Origin of the sequence: Oceanibaculum nanhaiense, assembly GCF_002148795.1 — a bacterium.
GTDB lineage: Bacteria > Pseudomonadota > Alphaproteobacteria > Oceanibaculales > Oceanibaculaceae > Oceanibaculum > Oceanibaculum nanhaiense.
In genome coordinates, this window is the sequence record NZ_MPOB01000004.1 from 421,026 (window position 1) to 447,976 (window position 26,951).

The following is a 26,951-nucleotide window of genomic DNA, read 5'->3' on the forward strand; positions in this document are numbered from 1 at the left end:
CTCGCCCATATGCGCGCCGCCCTGTCCCTTGCCGAACGCGGCCTGGGGCAGGTGGCGCCCAACCCGGCGGTCGGTTGCGTCCTGGTTTCCCCTGACGGTCAGATCGTCGGCCGAGGCTGGACCCAGAAGGGCGGCCGCCCGCATGCCGAGACCGAGGCGCTGCGCCGCGCCGGCCCGCTGGCGAAGGGGGCCACGGCCTATGTCACGCTGGAACCCTGTTCGCACCACGGCAAGACCCCGCCCTGCGCCGATGCGCTGATCGAGGCCGGTATCGCCCGCGCGGTGGTTGCCCTGGAGGATTCCGATCCACGGGTGGCAGGGCGCGGCATTGAACGGCTGCGCGCGGCCGGTATCCCGGTCGATGTCGGCCTTTGCGCGGATGAAGCACGCCAGCTGAATGAGGGGTTTTTCCTGAAGGTTGAGCAGGGCAGGCCGCTGGTCACGGTGAAACTCGCCAGCTCGCTCGACGGCAACATCGCCACCCACACCGGCGACAGCAAATGGATCACCGGGCCGGAGGCGCGCCGCCGCGCGCATCTGCTGCGCGCCACGCATGACGCCATTCTGGTTGGCAGCAATACGGCGCTCTCCGACGATCCAGAACTCACCTGCCGCCTGCCGGGGCTTGCCGAGCGCTCGCCGATCCGGATCGTGGCGGATGGCCGGCTGCGGCTGCCGCTGACCAGCCGGCTGGTGGCGACGGCATCCCAGGTGCCGACCTGGCTGTGCACGCGGCAGGGGAACGATCCGGCGCGGCTCGACGCTTACCGTGATCTCGGGCTTGAGGTGATCGAACTGCCGGCCGAGGGGGACAATCCGCTCGACGTCGTGGCGCTGATGCAGGCGCTGGGTGCACGCGGCGTCACGCGGCTGCTGGTGGAAGGTGGCGGTGCTGTGATCGCGGCCCTGCTGCAGCATGATCTGATCGACCGGCTGGTCTGGTTCCGCGCCGGCCTCGCCCTCGGTGGCGACGGCGTGCCGGCCATTGCCGGCCTGGGGCTGGAGCGGGTGGCGGACGCCCCGAAATTCATGCGCACCGATGCCCTCGCGGTGGGGGCGGACATGATGGAGTGCTTCGCGCGCAACCCCATCCCGCGCGCTTAGGCGTTGCCATCCCGGCCCATGGCCCATATATCAGCAGTAATACGACGTTCTCAGGGCGGGGTGAAACTCCCCACCGGCGGTAAGCAGGTTCGTCCTGCAAAGCCCGCGAGCGCCCGGCCGCATGGCCGGGGTCAGCAGATCCGGTGAGATGCCGGAGCCGACGGTTAAAGTCCGGATGGGAGAGAGCGGGTATCGTCCGTCGGTGACGCGGTTTGCGCGTGCCGTCGCTTTCCCGTTTCGCCCTGATTGCGCGCTGACCTGTTTTACGAAGGAAGCCGCCATGGATCAGGGCCCGGTCCCGAGCCATAAAGCCACCGCCCGTCCCGCTTCTGGGGGCATGTGATGTTCACCGGCATCGTCACCGATATCGGCCGTGTCGCTGCCATCCGTACGGATGGCGATACGGTGCTGACCATCGAAACCGCCTATGCGCCCGAGGGCATCGATCTCGGCGCCTCCATCGCCTGTTCCGGCGTCTGCCTGACGGTGACGGAGAAGGGGCAGGAGAAGGGCGTGAACTGGTTCCGCGTCGCGGCCTCGGCGGAAACCCTCTCAAAGACGAGTCTGGGCGGCTGGCGCGTCGGCTCCCGGATCAACCTGGAACGCGCCCTGCGCCTGGGCGACGAGCTGGGGGGCCATCTGATGCTCGGCCATGTCGATGGCATTGCACGGCTGGTCTCGGTCACGCCGGAAGGCGACAGCCACCGGCTGGTACTGCAGGCACCGGCCGATCTGGCACGCTATGTGGCGCCCAAGGGCTCGGTCTGCCTCGACGGCATCTCGCTCACCGTGAACGCGGTCGAAGACATGCCGGACGGGACGGCGCATTTCGGCATCAACATCGTGGGCCATACCTGGACCCACACCACTCTGGCCGACCGCCGCCCCGGCGACGGCCTGAACATGGAAATCGACGTGCTCGCGCGCTATGTGGCGCGGCTTACGGCAAGGGATTAAGCGATCATGGACACCAAGGATTTGCGCCGCACCACCTATCATGAGGCGCTGGCTTCCATCGAGGAGATCATCGAGGACGCCCGCAACGGCAAGATGTTCATCCTGATCGATGACGAGGATCGGGAGAATGAGGGCGATCTGGTGATCCCCGCCGAGATGGCGACGCCGGAGGCAGTGAATTTCATGGCGAAATTCGGCCGCGGTCTGATCTGCCTGGCCATGACGCGGGAGCGGATCGACGAGCTGGGCCTGCCGCTGATGCCGCGCAAGCACAGCTCGCGGCACGAGACCGCTTTCACCGTCTCCATCGAGGCGAAGGACGGGGTGACGACCGGCATTTCCGCCGCCGACCGGGCGCGCACCATTGCCGTCGCCATCGACCCCGCCTGCAACCGCGACGAGATCGTCACGCCGGGCCATGTCTTTCCGCTGGTGGCGCGTGAGGGCGGCGTGCTGGTGCGCGCCGGCCATACCGAGGCCGCCGTCGATCTGGCCCGCATGGCCGGGCTGCTGCCGGCCGGCGTGATCTGCGAGATCATGAATGATGACGGCACCATGGCGCGGCTTCCCGACCTGATCCAGTTCGCGCAGTATCATGGGCTGAAGGTCGGCACCATTGCCGATCTGATTGCCCATCGCCGGCGCACCGAAAGCATCGTGCGGCGCAGCCTGGAGAGCCAGATCGACACGCTGCATGGCGGCGCGTTCCGCATGGTGATTTATGTGAACAAGGTTACCTATGCCGAACATATCGCGCTGGTAAAGGGCGATATTTCGACGTCGGACCCGGTGCTGGTACGCATGCATGCGCTGAACGTGCTGGACGATGTGCTGGGCGACCGGGGCAGCGGCAAGGGCGGCCAGCTTCAGGCTGCCATGCAGCAGATCGCGGCGGTCGGGCGCGGCGTCGTTGTGCTGATCCGTGAACCGAGCGCCACGACCCTGTCCGATACGGTGCGCGCGCGGCTGGAACATGAAGGTGCTGGTGGCGAGCTGCGCGACTATGGCGTTGGCGCGCAAATCCTGCTCGACCTCGGCATTCGGGACATGATCCTGTTGTCGAACAGCCAGAAGAACATCGTCGGTCTGGACGGTTATGGCCTCAGCATCGTAGAACGCCGGCCAATATCCATCGCAACGGAAAAGGGCGCCTGAGCCAATGACGCATGTGCTGATCGTGGAGGCACGGTTCTACGAGGACCTGGCCGACGAGCTTGTGAAGGGGGCAATGGCGACGCTGGAGGCGGCCGGCGTGACCTATGACCGCATCGCCGTGCCAGGCGCCTTCGAGATTCCGGCTGCCATCGGCTATGCCGCGCAGGGCGGCAAGTATGCCGGCTATGTCGCGCTCGGCTGCGTGATCCGCGGCGAGACCACGCATTACGATTATGTCTGCGGGGAAAGCGCGCGCGGCTTGCAGGATCTGGCGATTCAGCGCCATCTGGCGATCGGCTATGGCATTCTCACCTGCGAGAATGGCGAGCAGGCCTGGACACGCGCCAGCGTGGCCAAGAAGAACAAGGGTAAGGACGCGGCGGAGGCCTGCCTGGCGATGATCGAGCTGAAACAGCGCTTTGGGGTATCGTGAGGATGGCAGCTGGTACGGGTAAGCCCAAGGCAGGAACGACCGCCAAGTCGCGGGGCCGGTCGGTCGCGCGTTTGCAGGCGGTGCAGATTCTCTACCGCATCGAGATGACGGAGGAACCGCCGCAGACCGCTTTGCCGGATTTCCTTGCCAGCGCCTCGGCCGGTGAGGTGGAAGGCGAGGCGCTGAGCCAGACCGACGTGTCCTTGCTGAAAGAGATCGTGCATGGCGTGTTTCACCGGGCGGAAAAGGATATCGACCCGATCCTGTCCGCCGTGCTGCCGGCGGACTGGCCGCTGGACCGGCTGGAATCGGTGATGCGTGCGATTCTGCGCGCCGCCGGCTTCGAAATGCTGGCCAAGGGCGAGGTGCCGGCGCGCGTTGTCATCAATGAATATGTCGATCTGACGCATGCCTTTTTCGAAGGCAAGGAGCCGGGCTTCGTGAACGGCGTGCTGGACAAGATCGCGCGCACCTTGCGACCAGAGGAGTTCCCGGCCTCGTGAGCGGCAATCCCTCTCTCGACGAATTTGGCCGTATCGCCCGCTATTTCGCGCCGCTGGCCCGATCCGCGAAGGGGGCGTTCGGCCTGACCGACGATGCCGCCGTATTCGATTGCCCGGCAGGCGAGGAAATCGTCGTCACCACCGACGCGATGGTGTCCGGGGTGCATTTCCTGCCGGACGATCCGGCCGATCTGGTGGCGCGCAAGACCCTGCGGGTCAATCTCTCCGACATTGCGGCGATGGGGGCGGTACCGTTCGGCTATACGCTGGTGACGGCGCTGCCGCGCGCGCTTGCCGGGCCGGCGGGCGAGGCCTGGCTGGAACGCTTCGCGGACGGGCTCAGGAGCGACCAGGAGGCGTTCGGCGTCACCCTGCTCGGCGGTGACAGCGTATCCACGCCGGGGCCGCTGATGGTCTCGATAACCGTGCTGGGCCGCATTCCGAAAGGGCAGGCGGTGACACGCGGTGGCGCGCGCGCGGGCGACCTGATTTTCCTCTCCGGCACATTGGGCGACGGCGCCCTGGGGCTGCGCGTGCTGCAGGGCGGTCTCGCGGGATTGTCACGCGAGCATCAGGAATTCCTGGCCGACCGCTATCGGCTGCCGCGTCCGCGCGTCGGCCTTGGTCCCCGGCTGGTCAGCCTCGCCAGCGCCATGCTGGATGTTTCCGACGGGCTGGTGGGCGATCTGAGGCACATTGCCGATGTCTCCTCGGTGGCAGCTGAAATCCGCATCGACCGGCTGCCCCTGTCGGCGGCGGCCTGGGCCGCCATCGAGCAGGACAAATCGGTCGTCGAGGCCGTGCTGACCGGCGGCGACGATTACGAGCTGCTGTTCACGGCGCCGCCCTCGCGGCGGGAAGCGGTTATAGCCGCCGCCGCCGATGCCGGGGTGCCGGTTGCGGAAATCGGCCGCGTCCTGGCCGGCAAACCGGGCGTGACGGTACTCGACCTGGCGGGCGAGCCGATGACTCTCACGGCCGCCGGTTATGTTCACTTCTGATTTTTTTGCTTTTTTCGCGCAAGCAGCGATGATGCGCGCATGAAGATCGTCATCATCCTCGTCGTTCTGCTGGCCATGATCGGCGGTGGCGGTTTCGCTGCCTGGACATTCTTTCCGGATATGGTGAAGCCGATGCTCGGCATCTATCCGGAAGGGGAGGAGCCGCCAAAGCCGCCGCCAGCGACCGGTGTGGTGAATATCGATCCGCTGATCATGCCGATCTTCGAGGATGGAACGGTTCGACGCTTCCTGGTGCTGGAGCTGTCCTTCGAGGTCTATCAGCCGAATGGCGGCCTGATCGTGCAAAGCCAGCTGCCGCGCCTGCAGAACGCTTTCCTGACCTATATCCTGTCGCTGCAGGCCAATGGGCTGAACGACAAGCTGACGGATTTGCGTTTTCTGAAAGACCGGCTGATGCGGGTGACGACCGATGTGGTGGGGCCGGGTGTGGTCCACGACATCCTGTTGAAGAATGTTTTCGAGCGTCCTGTTTCTTAGGCATCAGACCCGGCAAGCGAACATAACCGGCTACCGACACGCCATGCTATGCGACTGGCAAGAATAAGAAATCGTCTTTTTGGTGCCTTGAAACATGACCAGCATTCCTGACGCGCCGGCAATCACGACCGGCGATCCGACCCGCAAGAATGTGGTGTTGCTGGCGCTGTGCCAGGCGCTGTCAATGTCCGGCAGCTCGCTGGTCATGACCGTGTCGGCCATCGTCGGCACGATGATTGCCGCCGACAAGACGATGGCGACGCTGCCGCTCGCCTTCCAGATGACGGCGATGATGGTGACCACGATCCCGGCGTCGCTCGCCATGAAGCGCTTCGGCCGGCGTGCCGGCTTCCTGTTCGGCATCATGGTGGGAATTGGCGGCGCGGTGCTGGCCACCTATGCGATTTTCGAGCGTAATTTCGTGCTGCTGTGCGTGGCGTCTGGCGTGATGGGCATCCAGATGGGGTTTGCCCAATTCTATCGCTTTGCGGCGGCCGATACGGCGAAGCCGGATTTCAAGAGCAAGGCGATCTCCCTTGTCCTAGCGGGCGGCGTTATCGCGGCCGTGCTGGGGCCGAACCTGGCGAAGTGGGCACGCGACCTGTTCGAGCCGGTGATGTTTGCCGGCAGCTATGCCGCCATTGCCGTGCTGTGGCTGATTCCGCTGGTCCTGCTGTTCTTCATCGACATTCCCCGCCCGAGCGTCGAGGAACGCAAGCAAAGCGGCAGGCCATTGGTCGTCATCATGCGCCAGCCGGTGTTCGTGGTGGCGATCATCGGCGCTGTCGTCGCCTATGCCATGATGAACATGGTGATGACATCGACGCCGCTTGCCATGCTGGCCTGCGGGCTGGAGTTCGAGGATGCCGCCTTCGTCATCCAGTGGCACGTGCTGGGCATGTATGCCCCGGCTTTCTTCACAGGATCGCTGATCGCACGCTATGGCATGCTGAACGTCATGCTGGTCGGCGCCGTGCTGATGCTGGGCTGCGTGGCGGTCAATCTGAGCGGGCAGGATGTCACCCGTTTCTGGCTTGCGCTGGTGCTGCTGGGGGTGGGCTGGAATTTCCTGTTCGTCGGGGCGACGACCCTGCTGACCGAGACCTATGTGCCGGCCGAGAAGGCCAAGGTTCAGGCGGCGAACGATTTCCTCGTGTTCGGCTCCGTGTCGGTCTCGGCATTTTCCTCCGGGATGCTGCAAAACGCCTTCGGCTGGGACATCGTCAACATGATGGCGCTGCCCTTCCTGGCGGTTGCCTTGTGCATGGTCGCATGGCTGCGTTTCCTGCGCCCGGAACATACCGCCAATCCATAACGCCTTGCTTGTTAACCCCTTCCTTTATTTGCCTGTTCTGTTACGCTTCGGCGCGTAAGCGGGAGGGTGTGCGGGGCGTTCTTGCCCTGCCATGTCCAAAATAAAGGATAAGGCGGTGCGGCCTCCGGGCCGGCCGACGCAACAAGGGGCTCACATTCATGTCGGGTTTATACTTATTTGTCGTTGCCTGCGGCGCGGTCGCGCTGCTCTACGGGCTTTATGCATCCCGTGGCGTGCTGGCGGCCAGCGCTGGTTCCGCGAGGATGCAGGAGATCGCGGGGGCGATCCAGGAAGGGGCGAACGCCTATCTCAACCGGCAGTACAGGGCGATCGCCATTGTCGGCGTCGTCGTTGCCGTTATTCTGGTGCTGACGCTGGGCGTGCTCAGCGCCGTCGGCTTCGTGATCGGTGCCGTACTGTCCGGCATCGCCGGCTATATCGGCATGAACGTGTCGGTGCGCGCCAATGTCCGCACAGCCGAGGCGGCGCGCCACGGCCTTGCGCCGGCGCTGGACATCGCGTTCAAGTCCGGCGCGATCACCGGCATGCTGGTGGTCGGTCTCGGCCTGCTGGGCGTTGCCGTCTATTACCTTATCCTGCTGCAGATGGGCACGCCGATCCGCAGCATCCTGGAGGCGCTGGTCGCCTTGAGCTTCGGCGCTTCGCTGATCTCCATCTTCGCCCGCCTCGGCGGCGGTATCTTCACCAAGGGCGCTGATGTCGGCGCCGACTTGGTCGGCAAGATCGAGGCCGGCATTCCCGAGGACGACCCCCGCAATCCGGCGGTGATCGCGGATAATGTCGGCGACAATGTCGGCGATTGCGCCGGTATGGCGGCCGACCTGTTCGAGACCTATGCCGTTACCGTTGTCGCCACCATGCTGCTGGCCGCGATCTTCTTCGCACCGGCACTGCAGCCGACCCTGATGGCCTATCCGCTGGTCATCGGCGCTGTCTGTATTCTGGGTTCGGTTGTCGGCACCTTCTTCGTGAAGCTGGGCGCCAGCAAGAAGATCATGGCGGCCCTGTACAAGGGGCTGATCGTCAGTGCGGTGATTTCGGCGGGGCTGATCGTCATCGCCACCGGCTACATGCTGGGCTTCTCCAACCCGATGGAGGCGGGCAGCCGTACGGTGACAGGCGCCAACCTGCTGGTTTGCGCGATCACCGGCCTGGTGGTCACCGGCCTCATCGTCTGGATCACGGAATATTACACCGGTACCGACTACCGGCCGGTGCGCAGCGTCGCCAAGGCTTCCGAGACCGGCCATGCCACCAACATCATCCAGGGCCTTGCCGTGTCGATGGAGGCCTGTGCCCTGCCGGTGCTGGTGATCTGCGGCGGCATCCTGGTCTCCTACATCGCGGCCGGGCTGTTCGGCATTTCCATCGCCGCGACGACGATGCTGGCGCTGGCTGGCATGGTGGTGGCGCTCGATGCCTATGGTCCGGTAACCGACAATGCCGGCGGCATCGCCGAAATGGCGGAGCTTCCGCCAGAGGTCCGTGAGGTGACGGACGCGCTGGACGCGGTCGGCAACACCACCAAGGCGGTGACCAAGGGCTATGCCATCGGTTCCGCCGGTCTGGCCGCCGTGGTGCTGTTCGCGGCCTATACCGAGGATCTGAAGCATTATTTCCCGGATCTGGATGTGCAGTTCCGCCTGCAGGATCCCTATGTGGTGATCGGCCTCTTCTTCGGTGGCCTGCTGCCCTACATGTTCGGCGCGATGGGCATGATGGCGGTCGGCCGCGCGGCGGGTGCCGTGGTCGTGGAGGTGCGCCGGCAGTTCAGGGAAATTCCGGGCATCATGGAAGGCACCGCCAAGCCGGAATATGGCAATGCGGTAGACATGCTGACCAAGGCGGCGATCAAGGAGATGATCGTCCCGTCGCTGCTGCCGGTGCTGGCGCCGGTCTTCCTCTATGTTGTGATCGCCCTGATCGGCGGTCAGGCTGCCGCCTTCACGGCGGTGGGTGCGATGCTGCTCGGCACCATCGTGACCGGCCTGTTCGTGGCGATCTCGATGACCTCGGGCGGTGGTGCCTGGGACAATGCCAAGAAGTATATCGAGGACGGTCATCATGGCGGCAAGGGCTCTGATGCCCACAAGGCCGCGGTGACCGGCGATACGGTCGGCGATCCCTACAAGGACACGGCCGGCCCGGCGGTGAACCCGATGATCAAGATCATCAACATCGTCGCCATCCTGCTCTTGGCCGCGCTGGCGCATTGACGGGATAAAGGTCCGACAAGAAAAACGCCCCCGGAAATACCGGGGGCGTTTTTTGTGCTTTCCTGACTGTCGGTGCGAAGGCCTTAGCGGCCGATACCGCCGGTTGGCAAGGCGCCGCGGCTGTCCACCGCATTAAAGCGGCCGAGATTTCCGAACATCTGCTGCAGGAAGGTCATTTCGGCACCGGCCGTGGGGGTGGTGCGCTCGACGATCTGCACCTGATTGCCGTTCTCCTTGTCCAGCCGGTCGATGCCGCTGACGATACCATCCTTGTCGAAGCTGATGATGACGACCTGCTGCTCCAGCACTTCCGGCGCGAAAAACGCCAGTGTCTCGGTACGCTTGCCGATATAGTACCAGTTCTCATTGTCGAACAAAGCTGTCGCCGAGGGCGAGCCGAGAGCTTGCTGCACCTGCTCGCGGCTGGTCTGGCCGATCTTCACGGTTTCTATCCGGTCGTTATCGACCATGTTTCCGCGGGTATCGACAATCGGCGCGCAGCCGGCCATGGCAGATGCCATCAGGGCGCCAGCGAGGGCGATCCCCAGGCAACGGCTGCGGGGAGCACGAAAAGCAGGAAGGGAAATGAGCTTGAACATCACGCCTGATCTGTTGGTCCACACGACAGCCCAATGGCAGGCTCGGCATAATTTGCCACGGCAGCTTGACCTGCAGGCCGGGTCACGCGATCTATAGGGCAGAAACTCGCACCGTCCTTCGCGGCTGTCAATCTTGCCGCGGGGGGAATGGTCCGGTCGATACGAATTGAGCATCCATGCCCTTCAGCAAGTTCTTCAGCAAGGCCGCGCGACGGCGGGAAAGCGCCGACAGGCTCTATCTGGCCCTGGTCGCGCTGGCGCGGGATCCACGCTTCTATACCGATCTCGGCGTGCCGGACACGGTGGATGGCCGTTTCGAGATGCTGTCCCTGTTCGTTTATCTGGCGCTGCGCCGCCTGCGCCGGGAGGGTGAGGGGAACGCGGACTTCTCCCAGGATTTGTTCGACACCATGTTCGCCGACCTGGACCAGAGCCTGCGTGAGCTGGGAGCGGGCGACCTCGGCGTCGCGCCGCGCATCAAGCGCATGGCCGAGGGGTTTTATGGCCGCATCGCCGCCTACGACAAGGCGCTGGAAGAGGGCGGTGAGGCACTCGGAGTCGCGCTGCGCCGCAATCTCTATGGCACGGTCACACCCGATGAAGCGGTTCTGGCGCGCATGGCGGGAGTTCTGCGGCGTCTGGACAGCGCCTTTGCCGGGCTTCCGGTCGCGGCGGTGCGCACCGGCGAGCCTGGAATCTCGCTGGATCTGGTCCTTGCTGGCCAGCCGGAAACGGAAGGCCAGCCAGAAACGGAAGGAGCGCAGGCATGAGCGCTGAAGAAGCGAAACCGGAATTCTCCCGGCCGGTTCTGGTATCGAAGATTGGCCGCAATGGCCTGTCGATGACGATCCGTGCGGAACCGGAGGAGCGCGAGGCGCTTGCCCGCCGTCTCGATCTGCTGGCGCTGGACCGTCTGGAGGCGATTGTCGAATTTCGCGAAAAGGCGGATGGCTTCGTCCTCGAGGCCGATCTCGTCGCCGATCTGGCGCAGCGTTGCGTGGTCAGCCTGCAGCCGGTGCCGGTGCGGATCGAAGAGCATTTCACCCAGTATTTCTCCGAGAATGCGCCGAGCGATGCGGAGCTGATGCAGCGCGCGATGGAGGAGGGGCTCGATTTCTTTGCCGAGGCCGAGGATGACGAAATCCCCGACCCGATCGTGAATGGCCGGATCGATGCCGGGGAGGCGATGGTGCAGCAGCTCGCCGTGATGCTCGACCCGTATCCGCGTCTTCCCGAGGCGGAATTGCCGGCAAGGCGCCGTGGCGTTACCTTGAATGCGGAGGATGAACCGCTCGAGAAAGCCAATCCCTTCGCGGAATTGGCGGATAAATTCCAAAAATAGCGGGGAACCTGCGCGAACGGCTTGCTGCGCGGCAGGTTTTTAGCTAAACAAGCGCGCTCCGCAGTCTCGCGCGATATGGCAAGTCTGCGACCCATCTTTGAATTGCTCAGAAAGTCGGACCCATGGCTGTTCCGAAGAAAAAGAAATCCAGTTCGAGCCGCAACATGCGCCGCTCGCATGATTCGATCACCGCGACGCTGTCCAACGAGTGCCCGAACTGCGGCGAGCCGAAGCTGCCGCATCACGTCTGTTCGTCGTGCGGGTATTATAAGGGCCGTGAGGTTTCCGAGGCGGCCTGAGGCTTGCCGAATGGGGGGCTGATCCTTTGAGCGCTCGTGTCACGCTTGCCCTGGATGCCATGGGTGGCGACAAAGCGCCGGAAATGGTGATCCGGGGAGCGGAGATCGCGCTTGAGCGCCTTCCCGATCTCCGGTTTATCATTTTTGGCCGGGAAGAAGAGATTGCGGCTCTCATCCCGAAGGACAGCCCGCTCAGCAAGGCTGCGGAAATCCGCCATTCGCCGGATGTCGTTGGCGCCGATGTGAAGCCGTCCGTTGCCTTGCGCAACAGCCGCGATACCAGCATGCGCCATGCCATCGAAGCGGTGCGCGAGGGCAGTGCCTCCGGCATGGTGTCCGCGGGCAATACCGGCGCGTTGATGGCGATGTCGAAGGTTGCCCTGCGCACGGTGCCCGGTATCGATCGCCCGGCGATCGCGTCCTTCTTCCCGACCCGGCGCGGCGAAAGCGTCATGCTGGATCTGGGCGCCAATATCGATTGCGATGCCGCAAATCTGGTGCAGTTCGCCATTATGGGCGATGTTTTCGCGCGCGCGGTTCTTGGCATGCCGAAACCGACCATCGGCCTGTTGAATGTCGGCGCCGAGGACCAGAAGGGCCACGAGCATATCCGCGCGGCGGCGGCAATTCTGCGGGCAACGACGCTCCCCCTCGATTTCCGCGGCTTTGTCGAAGGCGACGATATCGCTGCCGGTACGGTCGATGTCATCGTGACCGACGGCTTCACCGGCAATGTCGCCCTGAAGACGGCGGAGGGGATGGCGAAGCTGATCACCACTTTCCTGCGCGAATGCTTCAAATCCTCGCTCATGGCCCGGGTCGGCTATGTGCTGAGCCGGACCGCCCTGAAGCGGCTGACGCAGCGCGTGGACCCCCGGCGCTACAATGGCGCGATGTTCCTGGGCCTTAACGGGATCGTGGTGAAAAGCCACGGTGGTACGGATGAGTTCGGTTTTGCCAACGCCATCGGTGTTGCCGCTGATCTATGCCGCCAAGGGTTCATCGAGCGCATCCGGGACGAGATCGGCAATCTGACCCAGGAATTGAACGAGAAAAAGGCGGCAGCGATATAATGATCTACCGGTCTCGTCTGGTTGGCTGGGGCGGCTACCTGCCGGCGCGTATTGTCACCAATGCTGAACTGGCCCAGCGCGTGGATACCACGGACGAGTGGATCGTGCAGCGCACCGGCATCCGCCAGCGTCATATCGCCGGAGAAGGCGAGCTGACCTCGGACCTGGCGCTGGGTGCTGCCCGCAAGGCGATGGCGGTGGCCGGCAAGGTGGCGGCGGATATCGATCTTGTGATCGTCGCGACGACGACGCCGGACGAAACTTTCCCGGCCACGGCGACCAAGGTGCAGGCCGCGCTCGGCATGACACGCGGCGCCGCCTTCGATGTGCAGGCGGTGTGTGCCGGCTTCATCTATGCGCTGGCCATCGCGGATAATTTCATCAAGTCGGGGCAGGCCAGGAATGTGCTGGTCATCGGCGCGGAAACCTTCTCCCGCATTCTCGACTGGGAAGACCGTTCGACCTGCGTGCTGTTTGGCGATGGCGCCGGCGCGGTGCTGCTGACGGCGGAAGAAGCCGAGGGCAAGCCAGGCGACCGGGGTCTGCTGTCCACCCATCTGCATTCCGACGGGCGCGAGCATGACGCGCTCTATGTCGATGGCGGCCCGTCCTCGACCGGCACGGTCGGGCATGTGCGGATGGTCGGCCAGCATGTCTATAAACACGCAGTAACAAAGCTGGGCGCGGTTATCGAGGAGGCGCTGGAGGCCAATGGGCTGACCGCTTCCGATATCGACTGGCTGGTGCCGCATCAGGCCAACAAGCGCATCATCGACAGCATGCGCCAGCGTTTCGGCCTGGACGAGGACAAGGTCGTGCTGTGCATCGACCGCCACGCCAATACTTCGGCGGCCTCCGTGCCTCTGGCGCTGGCCGAGGCGATGGATGATGGCCGGATCAAGCCGGGCGACCTTGTCGTGCTTGAGGCGATCGGCGGCGGGCTGGCCTGGGGGGCCGGACTCCTGCGGATTTGAGTTCGCCGCCAGCCCTCATGTTAAATCTCACTTAAAAAACCCGGCTCATCCCTTTGTAATTGACGGATTTATCCGGTCGCGTTACCGTGACTTTCCTTGGGGAGGCATGGCATGACCGAAAAAACCGTTACCCGTGCGCAGTTGAGCGAAGCGGTATATCAGGAAGTTGGCCTGTCACGGAACGAGTCCGCCGATCTGGTGGAGACCGTTCTGAATGAGGTTGCCGACGCGCTGGAGCGCGGCGAGATGGTGAAAATTTCATCCTTCGGCAGCTTTTCGGTGCGGCAGAAGGGCCGCCGCATCGGGCGGAATCCGAAGACCGGCGAGGAAGTGCCGATCCTGCCGCGCCGCGTTCTGGTCTTCCGCCCGTCGCATGTGCTGAAGAACCGGATCAATGCCCTGCTTTCCGGCAAACGGGGTTGAGGGTTTTCTTGGCTGACACAGTGTCGGACCGGGGGAAATGAGCGTGGAAACCGTGAGTAGTCCGTCCTCCTCGCAGCGCCGGGGCAGTGGCAAGTCGGCCGCTGCTTTCAGGACGATCAGTGAGGTTGCCTCGGAACTCGACGTTCCGCCGCACGTCCTGCGGTTCTGGGAAACCAAATTCTCGCAGATCAGGCCCATGAAGCGGGGCGGCGGACGTCGCTATTACCGCCCTGAGGATGTCGATCTGCTGCGCCGCATCCGCGAGCTTCTCTACAAGGATGGCTATACGATCAAGGGCGTGCAGCGGCTGCTGCGCGACGGCATCCACCGCGATGGCGGGGATGATGATCCCGACGAGGATGAGGACGAGGGGCTGGCGGCCGAAGGCTTTTCCGAAAGCGCCCCCAATGGCCAAGCGGGAGGCCAAGGGGGTGGGGAGGATGAGGATGAGGCGGAGGAAACCGACCTGTTCTCTGCTTCCGGCGAAAAGACGGCGGCCCTGGCGCCATCCGCGCGACTAGAAATTGAGACGGCCTTGCAGGAATTGACCGAGCTGTCGGGCCTGTTGCGGCAGGCGGCCCGGAAATAGCACCGAAAATCGCATTCCTTGCGGCTTGAAACCGTTGCGCGGCGCGGCGATGGTCGTTATGGTCCGCGTCCTCGGTCGGAGCGTAGCGCAGCCTGGTAGCGCACTTGTCTGGGGGACAAGGGGTCGTCGGTTCAAATCCGGCCGCTCCGACCAGTCTTCCCCCAATCCTATCCTGTAATCTGCTGGCGTAATCGTTCGAACACGGCCTCGATGCTGTCGTTCATCGCCGTCATTTGCGCTGCCGTGGCCGGGTCCAGACTCCGCAACAGGGCCAGCGTGCGCTCGTCCAGCCTCGGATGCAGAGTCGCGTAGGCAAGGGAAGTACCGCTCCCGGCCTCGATCTCATGCAGCGCGATATCGAAGCGCACGCCATCGCGCACAAGTTCCGACAGGATCAGGATGAACTGCGCCTTGTCGCAGAAATAGCTGGGGCAGTCGAGGCTGGCCGGGATGGCGTCGTTCGCGGCGAGACCGGCCGCATCCTCGATCACCAGCGCATTCACGTCGAGATCGACCAGCCGCGCCGCGTGCCGGAGGTTGCGGTAGCTTGCCGTCAGGCGCCAGGCAATGGTGCTGTCTTGTGTCATAAATACTGTCATATCCGTATCGGAACCCCAGAGCTGGCGTTGCCGGCACCGGGGGCGCAGCGCTAGACTGCGCGTCAAACCTGTCTTGCGTCCAGACAGACGTTCTTGTCCACCATTCATTCCGGAAGGTCTCAATGCCGATCATCGATCAGAAAGAACAGGCCAGGATCGACCTCGCGGCCGCCTTCCGGTGGGCTGTGCGGATGAATTTCCACGAAGGTGTCTGCAATCATTTCAGCCTGGCCGTTCCCGGCGAGACGGATCGCTTCCTGATCAATCCGCACGGCCTGCATTTCTCGGAAATCCGCGCCAGCGATCTCTGTATCCTGGATGCGGAGGGGAATGCCCATGGCGGCTATCACCCGCCGGAACCGACGGCGTTCTATATCCATTCGGCGATCCACCGCACCAATCCGAAGGCGGCCTGCGTCCTGCACACCCACATGCCCTATGCCACGGCGCTGTGCCTGGTGCAGGAGGGCAGGCTGGAGATGGTCAGCCAGAACGCGCTGCGCTATCTCGACCAGATCGCCTATGACGACAAGTATAACGGGCTGGTGCTGGATTTCGAGGAAGGCTTCCGGATCGCCGAGGTGCTGGGCGACAAGCGGGTGCTGTTTCTGGCCAATCACGGGGTGATCGTGGTCGGGCCGACCGTCGCGGATGCCTTCGACGATCTCTATTACCTGGAGCGCGCCTGCCAGCATCAGGTGCTGGCCATGTCCACGGGACGGCCGCTGAAGCCGATTGACCCGCAGGTTGCCGCCATGACCTGCGAGCAGATCGAAGGCGAGCGGCTGAACGCCCAGCTGCATTTCCAGGCACTGAAGCGGATTCTGCAGCGGGAATCGCCGGATTACGCGGATTAAAAAAGCCGCTCAACCGCCCTTGTACTTCTTCACGGCAATTTGCAGCATCCTGACCAGCTCCTTGCCGATAGCGCCGCCATCACCCTTCACCTTGTCGGCGATGACCGCCCGCAGCCCGTCGATATGGGCCTTGATGAGTTCCAGCAGGTCCGGGCTGGCGCTGGTGGTGTCCTTGTCCAGCGCCGTATATTCATAAAGCGAGCGGCCGAAGGTGGTGATCAGTGGATAGCCGAAGGTCGATCCCTGGCCGCGCAGCTCGTGCGCGATCAGATTCATCGCCTTCAACGGCTTCCAGGCCATGCTCGGGTCTTTCACCGCGATGGCGTGCTGCGCCTGGAGCTGGGCGGCGTAGTCGCGCACCCAGTCGGCATAATCGCTTTCCATCTTCTGGATCTGCTGTTCGGCCGCCTTCAGCAGCGACGGATCGATGCCGCCTTCCATCGTGCCGCCGAGAGCCAGGATTTTTTCCTTGGCCCGGTTGGACAGCCGGAACACCCAGCATTTCGCATTGCCGGGAACCGAGCGCAGGGAACGCGCGGAATAGAGAACGGCAACCTCGTTTTTCTTGGCGATGCGCCTTTCCTCGCCTTCGATTTCCTGGCTGGTGCGCCGCCGATCAGGGCCGAAATAATCCTGCGTCAGGATGAACTGGCGCGGATTCTCGATGGCGGCCTGGAGATGCGCGGCGACGGCGGCGATGGAAAAGGGTTTGGCCAGGAATTCGCTGACGCCGAGATCGCGCACTTCCGCCACACGCTTGCGGTCAACCGCACCGCTGATCATCACGAACGGCAGGAAACGGTCCGGCGAATCCTCACTGCGCCGCACCCAGCGCAGCAGCATGGCGCCATCGGTCGGGGCCATGACCAGGTCGCTGAGGATCAGATCGACCGGCGCTTGGCCCGGCAAGCCGCTGCGCGCCCGCGACATAAGGAAGTCGATGGCTTCCTGCCCGTTGCGTGCGGTGTAAACCTGGCCCACATCCAGCGACCGCAGGATACTGAACAGCAGCTTGCGGATAATGTCGCTGTCTTCCACCAGCAGGATCGACAGGCGGTCGAGACGATAGCTCATCGCGGGGAGGAGACTCCGGGTTCCGGTTGAGGCGGCGAAGGGGTCAGGCCGGCCAGTCGGTCTTCACGACACGCATGCCGCAACGCTGGAAATAGGTCTCGAAATTGGTGTTCGGCCCGACCAGCGCATGCACCAGCTTGGCGATGGCATGCTGTTTCTCGGGGATCTGGAAGGGCGCTTCGACCTGTTCGGGCGAAGGTTGCGGTAGCAGGCACTTCCAGCCATCCACCGCGGCCAGCGTGTCGCGAAACACCATGGCGCCGCCGAACAGGAAATCCAGCAACACGCTCTGCGCCCGCTTGTTGGGGAAATTGGTCGCCCAGTCATCGTTGAAATTGGCGTTCTGGACCAACCCGAAGGCCATAGAGAAGCGGATGTCGCGGCGGAAGATGATCAGTGCCGTATGTTCCTGCAGCTCGAAATCCAGCGTCCGGTTATCGGCGCCCCTGGCTGGAACCAGCCGGTACATGAAGGTCGGCACCTTGCTGACGGTCCAGTCGCTCGGTGCGCTTTGCGCGACAACGGACAAGTAATCGTTGAGCTTCATGTGGGTGTCCTGTTCCGGCAGCCGTTTTCGTTTTCCGTACGATACGCGGTCACGGTTCGCTGGCAAGTGCCATGCGGCCGGCCTCGGTCAGTTTGCAGACAAGCCAGTCCGGTTTCAGCGGGTTTGCGAACCAGGGTTCGGCCCAGCCCTGGTCGATGCAGGACCGGATGGTCTGTGCGTTCACGCGCTGGCCGTCGCCATCGAACAGCGGCAGCTTGCCGCCGGGCTGGTCGATGCCGCGGCTCAGCCAGCTGCGCTGTGCCGGGGTTGGTGTCTTGCGGCCGGCCTTGGCGGGCATAGACGGCTCCCTGTCCGCTGCTGTCCCAATCCGCTACTGGCGGGACGGAGAACATGGTAGCCGGGGATGGTGGGACTCGCCAAGCCGGATGGGTTTCAGCGTGCAGCGGCGAAGCGCACGGCCTCCTGTGCGGCGCGGACCAGCGCGCGCGACTTGTTGATGCTCTCCTGATATTCGGATTCGGGGTCGCTGTCCGACACCACACCGCTGCCTGCCTGCACATGCATGACGCCGTCCTTCACCAGCGCGGTGCGCAAAGCGATACAGGTATCCATCGCGCCATTAGCCGAGAAATAGCCAACCGCGCCGGCATAGATGCCGCGCCGCGACTTCTCCAGCTCGTCGATGATCTCCATCGCCCGCACCTTCGGTGCGCCGGACACGGTGCCGGCGGGGAAGCCGGCGCACAGCGCGTCCACGGCGTCCAGTTCCGGCTGGATCTTGCCCTCGACATGGCTGGCAATGTGCATGACGTGGGAATAGCGCTCGACCATGAACTTGCCCTTGACCTGCACCGTGCCGATCTGCGAGACGCGCCCGACATCGTTGCGCCCGAGGTCAAGCAGCATCAGATGCTCGGCCCGTTCCTTCGGGTCGGCAAGCAGATCCTCTTCCAGCGCCTTGTCCTCCTCCGGCGTGGCGCCGCGCTTGCGCGTGCCGGCCAAGGGGCGGATCGTCACCGTCTCGTCGCGCAGCCGCACCAGGATTTCCGGGCTGGAGCCGACAATGGAGAAGTCTCCGAAATCCAGCAGGAACAGGAAAGGCGAGGGGTTCAGCCTGCGCAACGACCGGTACAGCGCGATCGGCGGCAGTTTGAAAGGCACCTCGAAACGCTGCGAGGGCACCACCTGGAAGGCGTCGCCGGCAAGGATATAATCCTTGGCCTTCTCCACCATCGCATGAAATTCCTCGCGCGTGGTGTTGGAGGTCGGCTCCGGCGGCGTTGCCGTCGCGCCGCTCGCTTCCCGGCGGAAGGGTAGGGACCGGCCGAAATCCTCGATCACATCGGACAGCCGCTCGCGCGCCTGACGATAGGCTGACTCCGCATCGAGGCCGGGCTCGGCACGGGCCGGAGTGATCAGGGTGACACTGTCCTCGATATTATCGAACACAGCGATGACGGTCGGGCGGACGAACATGCCGTCCGGAACCTCGTAGGGCTTCGGCTTCGGGTTCGGCAGCTTTTCCATCAGCCGAACCATGTCATAGCCCATATAGCCGAACAGGCCGCTGGCCATCGGCGGCAGCTTCTCGGGAACCTCGATCCGGCATTCCTCGATCAGCGCGCGCAGGCTCTCCAGCGTCGGCTTTTCGTCGCGGACGAAGGCGGTATCGTCGAAGCGCGCCTGACGGTTGATCTCCGCCGTTTCGCCATTGCAGCGCCAGATCAGGTCCGGTTTCAGCCCGATGATGGAATAGCGCCCCCGGATGGCGCCGCCTTCAACCGATTCGAACAGGAAGGAGTTGGGGCTGCCATCCGCCAGCTTCAGCATGGCGGAGACGGGCGTTTCCAGATCGGCAACCAGAGTGGTCCAGACCAGCTGATGCTTTCCCGCTTCGAAGGTCCGGATGAAGGCGTCGCGATCGGGGAAGGTGCTCATGGCTCGGTCTGGGCTCGATCTGGAATGTGGAAGATCAGAAGAAACGGTCGATGACGGCCTGGTCGATCTTGACCGGGTAGGACTGGCGCAGGCCAGCGGTGAGGCTGGCATAAAGATCATTGCCCATGCCCTGGCTCAGCGACTGGCGCAGCTGGTCGAGGGCGCCTTCCTCGGCCTGCGCCGGATCGGCCGGGCGAATCTCCTTCAGCACCATCACATACTGGCCATCCTGCGCGCCGACCACCTGTACCGCGCCGGTGTCGAGGCGGAAGGCGGCGGAGGCGAGGCTGCGCGGCAGGTTTTCCAGCCCCTGGCCGTCCCGCGTGAAGGGGGCGGTGGTGGCGCTGGACAGGCCGGCGGACCCGGCCGCATCGGCGATGGCGGTGCCGCCCTTGACCTGATCGGCAAGCGCCTCGGCCTTCTGCTTCGCCGCCTCGGCGCGGCGTTCGGCCAGCACATCTTCCTTCACCTGGTCGCGCACGCTGTCGAACGGCTTCACGGCCGGCTCGGTCACGCTGTCGACACGCAGCACGGTGAAGCTGCCGTCCTGGCCTTCGATGGTGTTGCTCTGCTCACCCCGGGTGGTCTGGAAGGCGGCTTCCAGAAAACGCTCGGGAGCGGGCAAATCGGTCAGTGCCGTCCCGTCGGCGGTCTGTCCCGTGCGGGTGATGTTTTCCAGCTTGCGCAGCGGGGCATTCAGGCTCTGGGCGGTTTCTTCCAGCGTGGCGCCACTGGCCAGCCCATCCTCCAGCCGGTTCGCCATCTCGAAGAGCTGGTCGAGCGCGCTTTCCTGCGCCATCTCGGCGCGCAGTTGCTCGCGCACCTCCTCGAAGCTGCGGGTCGTGGCCGGCTTGATGGCATCGACGCGGAAAAGGTGCCAGCCAAAGGGGCTGTTCAGCGGCTCGGAAACGCCGCCTTCCGGGAGGGCGAACACGGCGTCGCCAAGCCCGCCGACAAGGTCACCCTTGGAGACGCCGGCGAGAGTCAGGTCGCCCGGCCCCATGCCGGCCAGTTCCTGCGCCACGGCGGCAAAGTCCTGGCCGCCAGCCAGGGCAGTGGCAGCCTGCTTCGCCTTTTCCTCGTCGGAGAACAGCATCTGCGACAGGTCGCGCGTCTCGGGCGTGGCGTACCCTGCGGCCCGCGCCTCATATTCGCGGCGCAGTTCCTCGTCGGGAATCAGGGTTTCGGCGGCCAGCGACTGCGCCGTCAGGGTAACGAAACTGACGGAGCGGTATTCCGGCGCCAGATAGCGGCGCTCGTTGGATTTGTGGAACTCGGCCAGCTCCGCCTCGGTCGGCTGCGCCACGTCCTGCATGGCGCTGTTGGCGAGGAAGATCAGATCGGCAACGCGCTTCTCGTTGCGGTGGCGATAGAGCCGGTCCACCAGTACATCGGGCGCCGAGGCGCTTGCCAGCGTGGCGTTGATGACATTCTGGCGCATCAGTTCGCGGCGCATGGTCTGGACGTAGCCCTCCTCGGTCATGCCGACCGAGCGCAGGGCGGCGACGAACTGGTCGCGGCTGAAACTGCCATCCGGTCCCCTGAAGGCGGGTTCCCCGGCGATGGCTTCGCGCACCATCTCATCCGTCACCGCGATGCCGCGGTCCCGCGCGAAAGCCAGAAAGACGGCGTCGTTCGCCATGCTGTCGATGACCGTGTCGAGCAGGCCGAGCTGGCGGGCCTGTTCGGTCGTGATGGTCTGGCCGAAACGCTGGCGCAAGGTTGCGATCTCGGACTGCAGGCGCTCGCTGACCTGTTGCGCCGGAATTTCGACATCCTCGACCGTGATGACGATATTGCTGGTACTCCCGCCCCGGAACATGTCCTCGACGCCCCAGACGGCGAAGCTGAGAACGAGAAGGGCAAAGAGAATCTTTACAACCCAGGACGCGGTCTTGGTTCGGATCGACTGCAGCATGGTCGGTCAAGGCTTTCGGTTGAGCGGAAAACCGCCCGGAAACCGCCCGGGCGACTCTGCCGGTAATTTTGGCCGGAGAGGCCGGGCATCATAGAGGGGCGGCGCTTTCCGCCGCAACCTGAAATGGGCCGGTTTCCTGACGGGATTGAGCACGGACTGGCAGAAACCCCGGCGGGCATGCTAGTAACCGCCCCGAAAGCGATAGACATAACCGACGAACCTGACGGGAGGGCAGCCGATGGCGCCACGCAAGCTGATCGCCGGCAATTGGAAGATGAACCTGCTGAAGGCGGAAGGGGAAGCCCTGGTCCGCGCGCTGGGGGCAAGCCTGGCCAGTGAGCCGAAGCCGGCCTGTGACGTGCTGGTGTGCCCGCCCTTCACCCTGCTGGGCGCGCTGGCGCCGCTGTGCGGTGAGGCTGGCCTCGCGCTCGGCGCGCAGGATTGCCATGCGGCACCGTCCGGCGCCTTTACCGGTAATGTCGCGGCACCGATGCTGGCGGATGCCGGCTGCGCCTATGTCATCGTCGGCCATTCCGAACGCCGCAGCCTGCATGGCGAGGATAATGCCACCGTGAAGGCAAAGGCGGAGGCCGCGCTGGCTGCCGGCCTTGTCGCCATCGTCTGCGTCGGCGAGACCGAGGCCGAGCGCGATTCCGGCAAGGCGGAGGAGATCGTGGTCGCGCAGCTGCTTCAGTCGCTTCCGGAAGGGGCGTCCGCCGGCAGCCTCGTCGTTGCCTATGAGCCGGTCTGGGCCATCGGCACCGGGCGCACGCCGACTGTGGCGCAGGTGGCCGACATGCACGCGGCGCTCCGCAAGGCGCTGGGCGGTGCGGTTGCCGATGCGGCAGCCGTGCGCATCCTCTATGGCGGTTCGGTGAAGCCGGGTAACGCGGCGGAGTTGCTGGCGGTCGCCAATGTCGATGGCGCGCTGGTCGGCGGGGCCAGCCTATCCCACGGGGATTTTTGGGCGATCTGCCAAAGTTGCGGCTAGCAAAATGGCCTCCGAGAGGCTACAACACCGGCAATCTTATTCTTTAGGCAACCCGCAGGTTTTTCATGACCACGATCATCCTGGTCATCCATAGCCTTTTGGCTCTGGTGCTGATCGGTATCGTTCTGATCCAGCGCAGCGAAGGCGGCGGACTTGGTATCGGCGGCGGTGGCGGCGGCGGTGGCGGCTTCATGACCGCGCGCGGCAGCGCCAATTTCCTTACCCGGACGACGGCGATCCTGGCCGCCTGTTTCATGGCGACCAGCCTGGTCCTGGCGATTCTGGCCGGCGGTCACAGCCAGCCACGTTCCATCGTGGACGATATCTCGACGCAGCCGGCCGGCACCCAGCTTCCGGGCGCCCCGCAGGGCACCGGTACAGCCCCGGCGACGCCCCGCGCGCCGGTCAGCCAGTAAGCGGCCTTGCCGGCTGTCTTGCCTTCCCGCCGGTCACGGTTTCATGCCGCGGCCGTCCTTTCCTGTAAGCCCAACTTGTCGCATGACGGTTGGGCTTTTCTGATGTAGTTTGCAGGTCCATGACGCGTTTTATTTTCGTTACCGGCGGCGTGGTTTCATCTCTTGGCAAGGGGCTGGCGTCGGCAGCGCTGGGTGCGCTGCTGCAATCGCGCGGCTATGCCATCCGGCTGCGCAAGCTGGACCCCTATCTGAATGTCGATCCCGGCACGATGAGCCCGCTGCAGCATGGCGAGGTTTTCGTCACCGATGATGGTGCGGAAACCGATCTCGACCTCGGCCATTATGAGCGTTTCACCGGCATTCCCGCGCGCCGCAGCGACAATGTGACGACCGGCCGTATCTATTCGACCGTGATCGAGCGCGAGCGGCGCGGCGATTATCTGGGCGCCACCGTGCAGGTGATCCCGCACGTTACCGACGCGATCAAGGAATTCGTCCGTGCTGACGTGAATGGCGAGGATTTCATCATCTGCGAGATCGGCGGCACGGTCGGCGATATCGAAAGCCTGCCCTTCCTGGAGGCGATCCGCCAGCTCGGCAACGAGATGGGGCGCGAGCGGGTGATGTTCCTGCATGTCACGCTGCTGCCCTATGTCAGCGCCGCCGGCGAGTTGAAGACCAAGCCGACCCAGCATTCGGTGAAGGAACTGCTGTCGGTCGGTATTCAGCCCGACATGCTGCTGTGCCGCTCGGAAATGACCATCAGCGAGGATGAACGGCGCAAGATCGCGCTGTTCTGCAACGTCCGCCAGGAAGCGGTCATCCCGGCGCTGAATGTCGATACGATTTATGCGGTCCCCATCGAATATCACAAGCAGGGACTGGACACCCAGGTGCTGCGCCATTTCGGCCTGACCTCTGATGTTGAGCCGGACCTGTCGGGGTGGGAGTCCATCGCCAGCCACATCCGCCAGCCCGAAGGCGAGGTGAAGATCGCCGTGGTCGGCAAGTACACGTCCGTGTTCGATGCCTACAAGTCGCTGGCCGAGGCCCTTGCGCATGGCGGTATCGCCAACAATGTGAAAGTCAATCTGCACTGGATGGACGCCGAGATCTTCGAGCGCGAGGATGCCGTCCATTTTTTGGAGGATGTGCATGGCATCCTGGTGCCGGGCGGCTTCGGCGAGCGTGGCAGCGAGGGCAAGATCGCGGCGGTGCGCTTCGCGCGCGAGCGCAATGTGCCCTATTTCGGCATCTGTTTCGGCATGCAGATGGCGGTGATCGAGGCGGCCCGCACGCTGGTGAACCTGCCGAAGGCCAGCAGCACCGAGTTCGGTCCGTCGGACGAGCCGGTCGTCGGATTGCTGACCGAATGGACGCGCGGCAACGAAGTGGAGCGCCGCAGCGCCGAAGGCAATCTGGGCGGCACCATGCGGCTTGGTGCCTATGATTGCGCCGTCGCTGCCGGCAGCAAGCTGGAGGAGATTTACGGCAAGCAGTTGATCAGCGAACGGCATCGCCATCGCTATGAGGTCAACATCAACTACAAGGACCGGCTGGAGCAGGTGGGCCTGCGCTTCTCCGGCATGTCACCGGATGGCGAGCTGCCCGAAGTGGTCGAGATCCCCGACCACCCCTGGTTTGTCGGCGTGCAGTTCCATCCCGAATTGAAGTCGAAGCCGTTTGATCCGCATCCGCTGTTCACCTCTTTCGTGAAAGCGGCCCTCGAACAGTCGCGGCTGGTCTGAACCTACTGATCTTGACCCTTGGGGAAGTGCCATGAGCGTCGCACAGCGTCTCGTCCGCGTCGGCAAGCTGGAGATCGGCAACGACAAGCCGTTCACCCTGATCGCCGGCCCGTGCCAGCTGGAAAGCCGGCAGCACGCGCTGGAGATGAGCCATGCGCTGGCCGAACTGACCGGCAAGCTGGGCATCGGCCTGATCTACAAGACCTCCTATGACAAGGCGAACCGCACCAGCATCAAGGGCGAGCGCGGCCTGGGCATGGCCAAGAGCCTGCCGATCATGGCCGAGGTGCGCGAGACCTATGGTTGCCCGGTGCTGACCGATGTGCATCAGCCCGACCATTGTGCGGCGGTCGCCGAAGCGGTGGATGTGCTGCAGATTCCGGCCTTCCTGTGCCGCCAGACCGACCTGCTGGTCGCGGCGGCGAAGACCGGCCGGACAGTGAATGTGAAGAAGGGCCAGTTCCTCGCCCCCTGGGACATGAAGAACGTGGTCGCCAAGCTGTTCGAGAGCGGCAACGAGAATGTGCTGGTCACCGAACGCGGTGCCAGCTTTGGCTACAACACGCTGGTCAGCGACATGCGCTCCCTGCCGATCATGGCAGCGCAGACCGGCTGCCCGGTGGTGTTCGACGCCACCCATTCGGTGCAGCAGCCTGGCGGGCAGGGCACCAGCAGCGGCGGCCAGCGCGAATTCGTGCCGGTCCTGGCGCGCGCGGCGCTATCCATCGGCGTGGCGGCGGTCTTCATGGAAACCCATCAGGATCCCGACAACGCGCCGTCTGACGGGCCGAACATGGTGCCGCTGAAGGCGATGCCGGCGCTGCTGGAAACGCTGCTCGCTTTCGACCGTCTGGCCAAGGCGAATCCGGTTTCGATCGGCTGACCTGACATGTAAGCCGGCTTGTCATCTTTTGGGCAGGCGGCTATGAGTCGCCAGCCAGCTTTTTTCCAGTTTCGTTTCCAGCTTCGTTCCTTGCCACCCGGAGGCCATCACGCCATGAGCGCCATCATCGATATCGTCGCCCGTGAAATTCTCGACAGCCGCGGCAACCCGACCGTCGAGGTCGATGTGACGCTGGAAAGTGGCGCCACTGGCAGGGCCGGCGTGCCATCCGGCGCCTCCACCGGCACGCATGAGGCACTGGAGCTGCGCGACGGCGACAAGGGCCGCTATCTGGGCAAGGGGGTCCAGAAGGCGATCGATGCGGTGAATGGCGAGATTTTCGACACGCTGTCGGGCATCGACGCCACCGAGCAGGTGCATATCGACCAGATGATGATCGATCTGGATGGTACGCCGAACAAGGCGCGCCTCGGCGCCAATGCCATTCTTGGCGTCAGCCTTGCGGTCGCCAAGGCTGCGGCGGCTGACCTCGGCCTGCCGCTCTACCGCCATGTCGGCGGCGTCTATGCCCGCACCCTGCCAGTGCCGCAGATGAACATCATCAATGGCGGCGCGCATGCCGATAACCCCATCGACTTCCAGGAATTCATGATCCTGCCGGTCGGCGCGGACAGCTTCGCCGAGGCGCTGCGCATGGGCGCCGAGGTGTTCCAGCATCTGAAGACGCAGCTGAAGGATGCCGGCCACAACACCAATGTCGGTGACGAGGGCGGCTTCGCGCCGAACCTGAAGAGCGCGGATGAAGCACTGGCCTTCATCATGAAGGCCATCGAGGCGGCCGGTTACAAGCCGGGCGCCGATATCGCGCTCGGCCTCGATTCGGCGGCCAGCGAGTTCTACAAGGGCGGCAAATACGTGCTGGAGGGCGAGGGCAAGAGCCTGGATGCTGCCGGCATGGTGAAGCTGTATGCCGATCTGTGCGCGCGCTATCCCATCGTCTCCATTGAGGATGGCATGGCCGAGGATGACTGGGACGGCTGGAAGGCGCTCACCGACGCGCTGGGCGGCAAGGTGCAGCTGGTCGGCGACGATCTGTTCGTCACCAACCCGGAGCGCCTGTCGGACGGCATCGCACGCGGTGTCGCCAACTCCATCCTCATCAAGGTGAACCAGATCGGTACGCTGTCGGAGACGCTGGAGGCGGTCGAGCGCGCGCACCGCGCCGGCTACACCGCCGTGATGTCGCACCGCTCCGGCGAGACCGAGGATGCGACCATCGCCGATCTGGCGGTCGCCACCAATTGCGGGCAGATCAAGACCGGCTCGCTCAGCCGCTCCGACCGGCTGGCGAAGTATAATCAGCTGCTGCGCATCGAGGAGCAGCTGGGCAGCGCCGCGCGCTACGCAGGCACCGCGATCCTGCGCTAAGCCTTTCGGCCGATTGGGAAAGGGGCGGCCTCCGGGCCGCCTTTTTCTATGAGAGTCTGTCCGGAGACTTTATGATTGATTGCAGAGCTTTCTGATCATGAGGCGGATGGAGGCGAGTTTCAAGAAGG

At 64.2% G+C, this 26,951-nt stretch carries 29 protein-coding genes, 1 tRNA gene and 1 riboswitch; of the genes, 23 read left to right on the forward strand and 7 right to left on the reverse strand.

Annotation, left to right across the window (positions count from 1 at the left end; all coding sequences use genetic code 11):
• The first annotated feature begins 9 nt into the window (after nt 1-9).
• The 9 genes from ribD (at nt 10) to BKM74_RS09590 (ending at nt 9,203) form a co-directional block, all read left to right on the forward strand.
• Nucleotides 10-1,104, forward strand: coding sequence for a bifunctional diaminohydroxyphosphoribosylaminopyrimidine deaminase/5-amino-6-(5-phosphoribosylamino)uracil reductase RibD (ribD, locus tag BKM74_RS09550; protein ID WP_176342476.1), 1,095 nt, complete (start codon nt 10-12; stop codon nt 1,102-1,104).
• A gap of 42 nt (nt 1,105-1,146) precedes the next feature.
• A riboswitch (FMN riboswitch) is annotated at nt 1,147-1,295 on the forward strand.
• Between the two features lie 151 nt (nt 1,296-1,446).
• Complete coding sequence (locus BKM74_RS09555) at nt 1,447-2,061, forward strand: riboflavin synthase (RefSeq protein ID WP_086465462.1); 615 nt, start codon at nt 1,447-1,449, stop codon at nt 2,059-2,061.
• 6 nt (nt 2,062-2,067) lie between these two features.
• Nucleotides 2,068-3,216, forward strand: a complete 1,149-nt coding sequence (gene ribB / locus BKM74_RS09560; protein WP_086465463.1) for a 3,4-dihydroxy-2-butanone-4-phosphate synthase — start codon at nt 2,068-2,070, stop codon at nt 3,214-3,216.
• Between the two features lie 4 nt (nt 3,217-3,220).
• Nucleotides 3,221-3,649 carry a 6,7-dimethyl-8-ribityllumazine synthase gene (locus BKM74_RS09565; protein WP_086465464.1) on the forward strand — a complete coding sequence of 143 codons (429 nt, stop codon included), beginning with the start codon at nt 3,221-3,223 and terminating at the stop codon, nt 3,647-3,649.
• Between the two features lie 2 nt (nt 3,650-3,651).
• A complete protein-coding gene (gene nusB, locus BKM74_RS09570) occupies nt 3,652-4,152 on the forward strand; it encodes a transcription antitermination factor NusB (protein WP_086465465.1) in 501 nt (166 codons plus the stop codon).
• Nucleotides 4,149-5,153 (forward strand): thiamine-phosphate kinase, encoded by a 1,005-nt coding sequence (thiL, locus tag BKM74_RS09575; protein WP_086465466.1) that lies wholly within the window; start codon nt 4,149-4,151, stop codon nt 5,151-5,153. The genes nusB and thiL overlap by 4 nt, the downstream gene beginning before the upstream one ends.
• Before the next feature lie 39 nt (nt 5,154-5,192).
• Nucleotides 5,193-5,651 (forward strand): flagellar basal body-associated FliL family protein, encoded by a 459-nt coding sequence (locus tag BKM74_RS09580; protein WP_086465467.1) that lies wholly within the window; start codon nt 5,193-5,195, stop codon nt 5,649-5,651.
• Between the two features lie 94 nt (nt 5,652-5,745).
• Nucleotides 5,746-6,966 (forward strand): MFS transporter, encoded by a 1,221-nt coding sequence (locus BKM74_RS09585; RefSeq protein WP_086465468.1) that lies wholly within the window; start codon nt 5,746-5,748, stop codon nt 6,964-6,966.
• A gap of 158 nt (nt 6,967-7,124) precedes the next feature.
• The gene (locus tag BKM74_RS09590) at nt 7,125-9,203 is read left to right on the forward strand and encodes a sodium-translocating pyrophosphatase (protein WP_086465469.1); all 2,079 of its coding nucleotides are present in this window, start codon (nt 7,125-7,127) and stop codon (nt 9,201-9,203) included.
• A gap of 83 nt (nt 9,204-9,286) precedes the next feature.
• Here BKM74_RS09590 and BKM74_RS09595 read toward each other — a convergent pair whose 3' ends face one another.
• Nucleotides 9,287-9,724, reverse strand: a complete 438-nt coding sequence (locus BKM74_RS09595) for an outer membrane protein assembly factor BamE (protein WP_245825883.1) — start codon at nt 9,722-9,724, stop codon at nt 9,287-9,289.
• A gap of 254 nt (nt 9,725-9,978) precedes the next feature.
• Here BKM74_RS09595 and BKM74_RS09600 point away from each other — a divergent pair, with 254 nt between their 5' ends.
• The 8 genes from BKM74_RS09600 to BKM74_RS09635 all read left to right on the forward strand — a co-directional run bounded on the left by BKM74_RS09600 (nt 9,979) and on the right by BKM74_RS09635 (nt 14,655).
• Complete coding sequence (locus tag BKM74_RS09600; RefSeq protein WP_086465471.1) at nt 9,979-10,572, forward strand: ubiquinol-cytochrome C chaperone family protein; 594 nt, start codon at nt 9,979-9,981, stop codon at nt 10,570-10,572.
• A complete protein-coding gene (locus BKM74_RS09605; RefSeq protein ID WP_086465472.1) occupies nt 10,569-11,144 on the forward strand; it encodes a YceD family protein in 576 nt (191 codons plus the stop codon). The genes BKM74_RS09600 and BKM74_RS09605 overlap by 4 nt, the downstream gene beginning before the upstream one ends.
• A 122-nt stretch (nt 11,145-11,266) precedes the next feature.
• The gene (gene rpmF, locus BKM74_RS09610) at nt 11,267-11,443 is read left to right on the forward strand and encodes a 50S ribosomal protein L32 (protein ID WP_086465473.1); all 177 of its coding nucleotides are present in this window, start codon (nt 11,267-11,269) and stop codon (nt 11,441-11,443) included.
• A gap of 26 nt (nt 11,444-11,469) precedes the next feature.
• Nucleotides 11,470-12,516 (forward strand): phosphate acyltransferase PlsX, encoded by a 1,047-nt coding sequence (gene plsX, locus BKM74_RS09615; RefSeq protein WP_086465474.1) that lies wholly within the window; start codon nt 11,470-11,472, stop codon nt 12,514-12,516.
• On the forward strand, nt 12,516-13,490 hold the full coding sequence (locus BKM74_RS09620) for a beta-ketoacyl-ACP synthase III (RefSeq protein ID WP_086465475.1): 975 nt from the start codon (nt 12,516-12,518) through the stop codon (nt 13,488-13,490). The genes plsX and BKM74_RS09620 overlap by 1 nt, the downstream gene beginning before the upstream one ends.
• Nucleotides 13,491-13,601: 111 nt before the next feature.
• A complete protein-coding gene (locus tag BKM74_RS09625; RefSeq protein ID WP_086465476.1) occupies nt 13,602-13,913 on the forward strand; it encodes an integration host factor subunit alpha in 312 nt (103 codons plus the stop codon).
• A 37-nt stretch (nt 13,914-13,950) separates the two neighbouring features.
• Nucleotides 13,951-14,502, forward strand: a complete 552-nt coding sequence (locus BKM74_RS09630) for a MerR family transcriptional regulator (protein WP_086465477.1) — start codon at nt 13,951-13,953, stop codon at nt 14,500-14,502.
• A gap of 76 nt (nt 14,503-14,578) precedes the next feature.
• A tRNA-Pro gene (locus tag BKM74_RS09635) sits at nt 14,579-14,655 on the forward strand.
• A 14-nt stretch (nt 14,656-14,669) separates the two neighbouring features.
• Here the strand turns inward: BKM74_RS09635 and BKM74_RS09640 are convergent.
• Complete coding sequence (locus BKM74_RS09640) at nt 14,670-15,089, reverse strand: hypothetical protein (protein WP_086465478.1); 420 nt, start codon at nt 15,087-15,089, stop codon at nt 14,670-14,672.
• A 134-nt stretch (nt 15,090-15,223) separates the two neighbouring features.
• Here BKM74_RS09640 and BKM74_RS09645 point away from each other — a divergent pair, with 134 nt between their 5' ends.
• Nucleotides 15,224-15,958 carry an aldolase gene (locus BKM74_RS09645; protein ID WP_086465479.1) on the forward strand — a complete coding sequence of 245 codons (735 nt, stop codon included), beginning with the start codon at nt 15,224-15,226 and terminating at the stop codon, nt 15,956-15,958.
• Nucleotides 15,959-15,967: 9 nt separating this feature from the next.
• Here BKM74_RS09645 and BKM74_RS09650 read toward each other — a convergent pair whose 3' ends face one another.
• From BKM74_RS09650 to BKM74_RS09670, 5 genes are all read right to left on the reverse strand, one after another.
• Nucleotides 15,968-17,032: a response regulator gene (locus tag BKM74_RS09650; RefSeq protein ID WP_086465480.1), complete on the reverse strand. Its 1,065-nt coding sequence runs from the start codon at nt 17,030-17,032 to the stop codon at nt 15,968-15,970.
• A gap of 43 nt (nt 17,033-17,075) precedes the next feature.
• The gene (locus BKM74_RS09655; RefSeq protein ID WP_086465481.1) at nt 17,076-17,579 is read right to left on the reverse strand and encodes a hypothetical protein; all 504 of its coding nucleotides are present in this window, start codon (nt 17,577-17,579) and stop codon (nt 17,076-17,078) included.
• A gap of 49 nt (nt 17,580-17,628) precedes the next feature.
• A complete protein-coding gene (locus BKM74_RS09660; RefSeq protein WP_086465482.1) occupies nt 17,629-17,877 on the reverse strand; it encodes a hypothetical protein in 249 nt (82 codons plus the stop codon).
• 95 nt (nt 17,878-17,972) lie between these two features.
• Nucleotides 17,973-19,478 carry an anthranilate synthase component I gene (trpE, locus tag BKM74_RS09665; protein WP_086465483.1) on the reverse strand — a complete coding sequence of 502 codons (1,506 nt, stop codon included), beginning with the start codon at nt 19,476-19,478 and terminating at the stop codon, nt 17,973-17,975.
• Nucleotides 19,479-19,512: 34 nt separating this feature from the next.
• Nucleotides 19,513-21,396 (reverse strand): peptidyl-prolyl cis-trans isomerase, encoded by a 1,884-nt coding sequence (locus BKM74_RS09670; protein ID WP_086465484.1) that lies wholly within the window; start codon nt 21,394-21,396, stop codon nt 19,513-19,515.
• A gap of 238 nt (nt 21,397-21,634) precedes the next feature.
• Here BKM74_RS09670 and tpiA point away from each other — a divergent pair, with 238 nt between their 5' ends.
• From tpiA to eno, 5 genes are all read left to right on the forward strand, one after another.
• Nucleotides 21,635-22,387, forward strand: a complete 753-nt coding sequence (tpiA, locus tag BKM74_RS09675; RefSeq protein ID WP_086465485.1) for a triose-phosphate isomerase — start codon at nt 21,635-21,637, stop codon at nt 22,385-22,387.
• A 65-nt stretch (nt 22,388-22,452) separates the two neighbouring features.
• Nucleotides 22,453-22,803, forward strand: coding sequence for a preprotein translocase subunit SecG (gene secG, locus BKM74_RS09680; protein ID WP_086465486.1), 351 nt, complete (start codon nt 22,453-22,455; stop codon nt 22,801-22,803).
• 119 nt (nt 22,804-22,922) lie between these two features.
• Complete coding sequence (locus BKM74_RS09685) at nt 22,923-24,551, forward strand: CTP synthase (protein WP_086465487.1); 1,629 nt, start codon at nt 22,923-22,925, stop codon at nt 24,549-24,551.
• Between the two features lie 31 nt (nt 24,552-24,582).
• The gene (gene kdsA, locus BKM74_RS09690) at nt 24,583-25,434 is read left to right on the forward strand and encodes a 3-deoxy-8-phosphooctulonate synthase (RefSeq protein WP_086465488.1); all 852 of its coding nucleotides are present in this window, start codon (nt 24,583-24,585) and stop codon (nt 25,432-25,434) included.
• 114 nt (nt 25,435-25,548) lie between these two features.
• Complete coding sequence (gene eno / locus BKM74_RS09695) at nt 25,549-26,823, forward strand: phosphopyruvate hydratase (RefSeq protein ID WP_086465489.1); 1,275 nt, start codon at nt 25,549-25,551, stop codon at nt 26,821-26,823.
• The last annotated feature ends 128 nt before the right edge of the window (nt 26,824-26,951 follow it).

Coding starts and splice junctions, on each gene's coding strand:
- kdsA (WP_086465488.1), top strand. CDS start 24,583: ATGAGCGTCGCACAGCGTCTCGTCCGCGTCGGCAAGCTGGAGATCGGC.
- ribD (WP_176342476.1), top strand. CDS start 10: ATGCGCGCCGCCCTGTCCCTTGCCGAACGCGGCCTGGGGCAGGTGGCG.
- BKM74_RS09620 (WP_086465475.1), top strand. CDS start 12,516: ATGATCTACCGGTCTCGTCTGGTTGGCTGGGGCGGCTACCTGCCGGCG.
- BKM74_RS09645 (WP_086465479.1), top strand. CDS start 15,224: ATGCCGATCATCGATCAGAAAGAACAGGCCAGGATCGACCTCGCGGCC.
- BKM74_RS09655 (WP_086465481.1), bottom strand. CDS start 17,579: ATGAAGCTCAACGATTACTTGTCCGTTGTCGCGCAAAGCGCACCGAGC.
- BKM74_RS09685 (WP_086465487.1), top strand. CDS start 22,923: ATGACGCGTTTTATTTTCGTTACCGGCGGCGTGGTTTCATCTCTTGGC.
- BKM74_RS09595 (WP_245825883.1), bottom strand. CDS start 9,724: ATGGCATCTGCCATGGCCGGCTGCGCGCCGATTGTCGATACCCGCGGA.
- BKM74_RS09600 (WP_086465471.1), top strand. CDS start 9,979: ATGCCCTTCAGCAAGTTCTTCAGCAAGGCCGCGCGACGGCGGGAAAGC.
- ribB (WP_086465463.1), top strand. CDS start 2,068: ATGGACACCAAGGATTTGCGCCGCACCACCTATCATGAGGCGCTGGCT.
- BKM74_RS09650 (WP_086465480.1), bottom strand. CDS start 17,032: ATGAGCTATCGTCTCGACCGCCTGTCGATCCTGCTGGTGGAAGACAGC.
- BKM74_RS09630 (WP_086465477.1), top strand. CDS start 13,951: ATGAGCGTGGAAACCGTGAGTAGTCCGTCCTCCTCGCAGCGCCGGGGC.
- BKM74_RS09585 (WP_086465468.1), top strand. CDS start 5,746: ATGACCAGCATTCCTGACGCGCCGGCAATCACGACCGGCGATCCGACC.
- BKM74_RS09565 (WP_086465464.1), top strand. CDS start 3,221: ATGACGCATGTGCTGATCGTGGAGGCACGGTTCTACGAGGACCTGGCC.
- trpE (WP_086465483.1), bottom strand. CDS start 19,478: ATGAGCACCTTCCCCGATCGCGACGCCTTCATCCGGACCTTCGAAGCG.
- BKM74_RS09660 (WP_086465482.1), bottom strand. CDS start 17,877: ATGCCCGCCAAGGCCGGCCGCAAGACACCAACCCCGGCACAGCGCAGC.
- BKM74_RS09590 (WP_086465469.1), top strand. CDS start 7,125: ATGTCGGGTTTATACTTATTTGTCGTTGCCTGCGGCGCGGTCGCGCTG.
- secG (WP_086465486.1), top strand. CDS start 22,453: ATGACCACGATCATCCTGGTCATCCATAGCCTTTTGGCTCTGGTGCTG.
- BKM74_RS09605 (WP_086465472.1), top strand. CDS start 10,569: ATGAGCGCTGAAGAAGCGAAACCGGAATTCTCCCGGCCGGTTCTGGTA.
- rpmF (WP_086465473.1), top strand. CDS start 11,267: ATGGCTGTTCCGAAGAAAAAGAAATCCAGTTCGAGCCGCAACATGCGC.
- BKM74_RS09580 (WP_086465467.1), top strand. CDS start 5,193: ATGAAGATCGTCATCATCCTCGTCGTTCTGCTGGCCATGATCGGCGGT.
- BKM74_RS09555 (WP_086465462.1), top strand. CDS start 1,447: ATGTTCACCGGCATCGTCACCGATATCGGCCGTGTCGCTGCCATCCGT.
- BKM74_RS09625 (WP_086465476.1), top strand. CDS start 13,602: ATGACCGAAAAAACCGTTACCCGTGCGCAGTTGAGCGAAGCGGTATAT.
- tpiA (WP_086465485.1), top strand. CDS start 21,635: ATGGCGCCACGCAAGCTGATCGCCGGCAATTGGAAGATGAACCTGCTG.
- nusB (WP_086465465.1), top strand. CDS start 3,652: ATGGCAGCTGGTACGGGTAAGCCCAAGGCAGGAACGACCGCCAAGTCG.
- BKM74_RS09640 (WP_086465478.1), bottom strand. CDS start 15,089: ATGACACAAGACAGCACCATTGCCTGGCGCCTGACGGCAAGCTACCGC.
- eno (WP_086465489.1), top strand. CDS start 25,549: ATGAGCGCCATCATCGATATCGTCGCCCGTGAAATTCTCGACAGCCGC.
- BKM74_RS09670 (WP_086465484.1), bottom strand. CDS start 21,396: ATGCTGCAGTCGATCCGAACCAAGACCGCGTCCTGGGTTGTAAAGATT.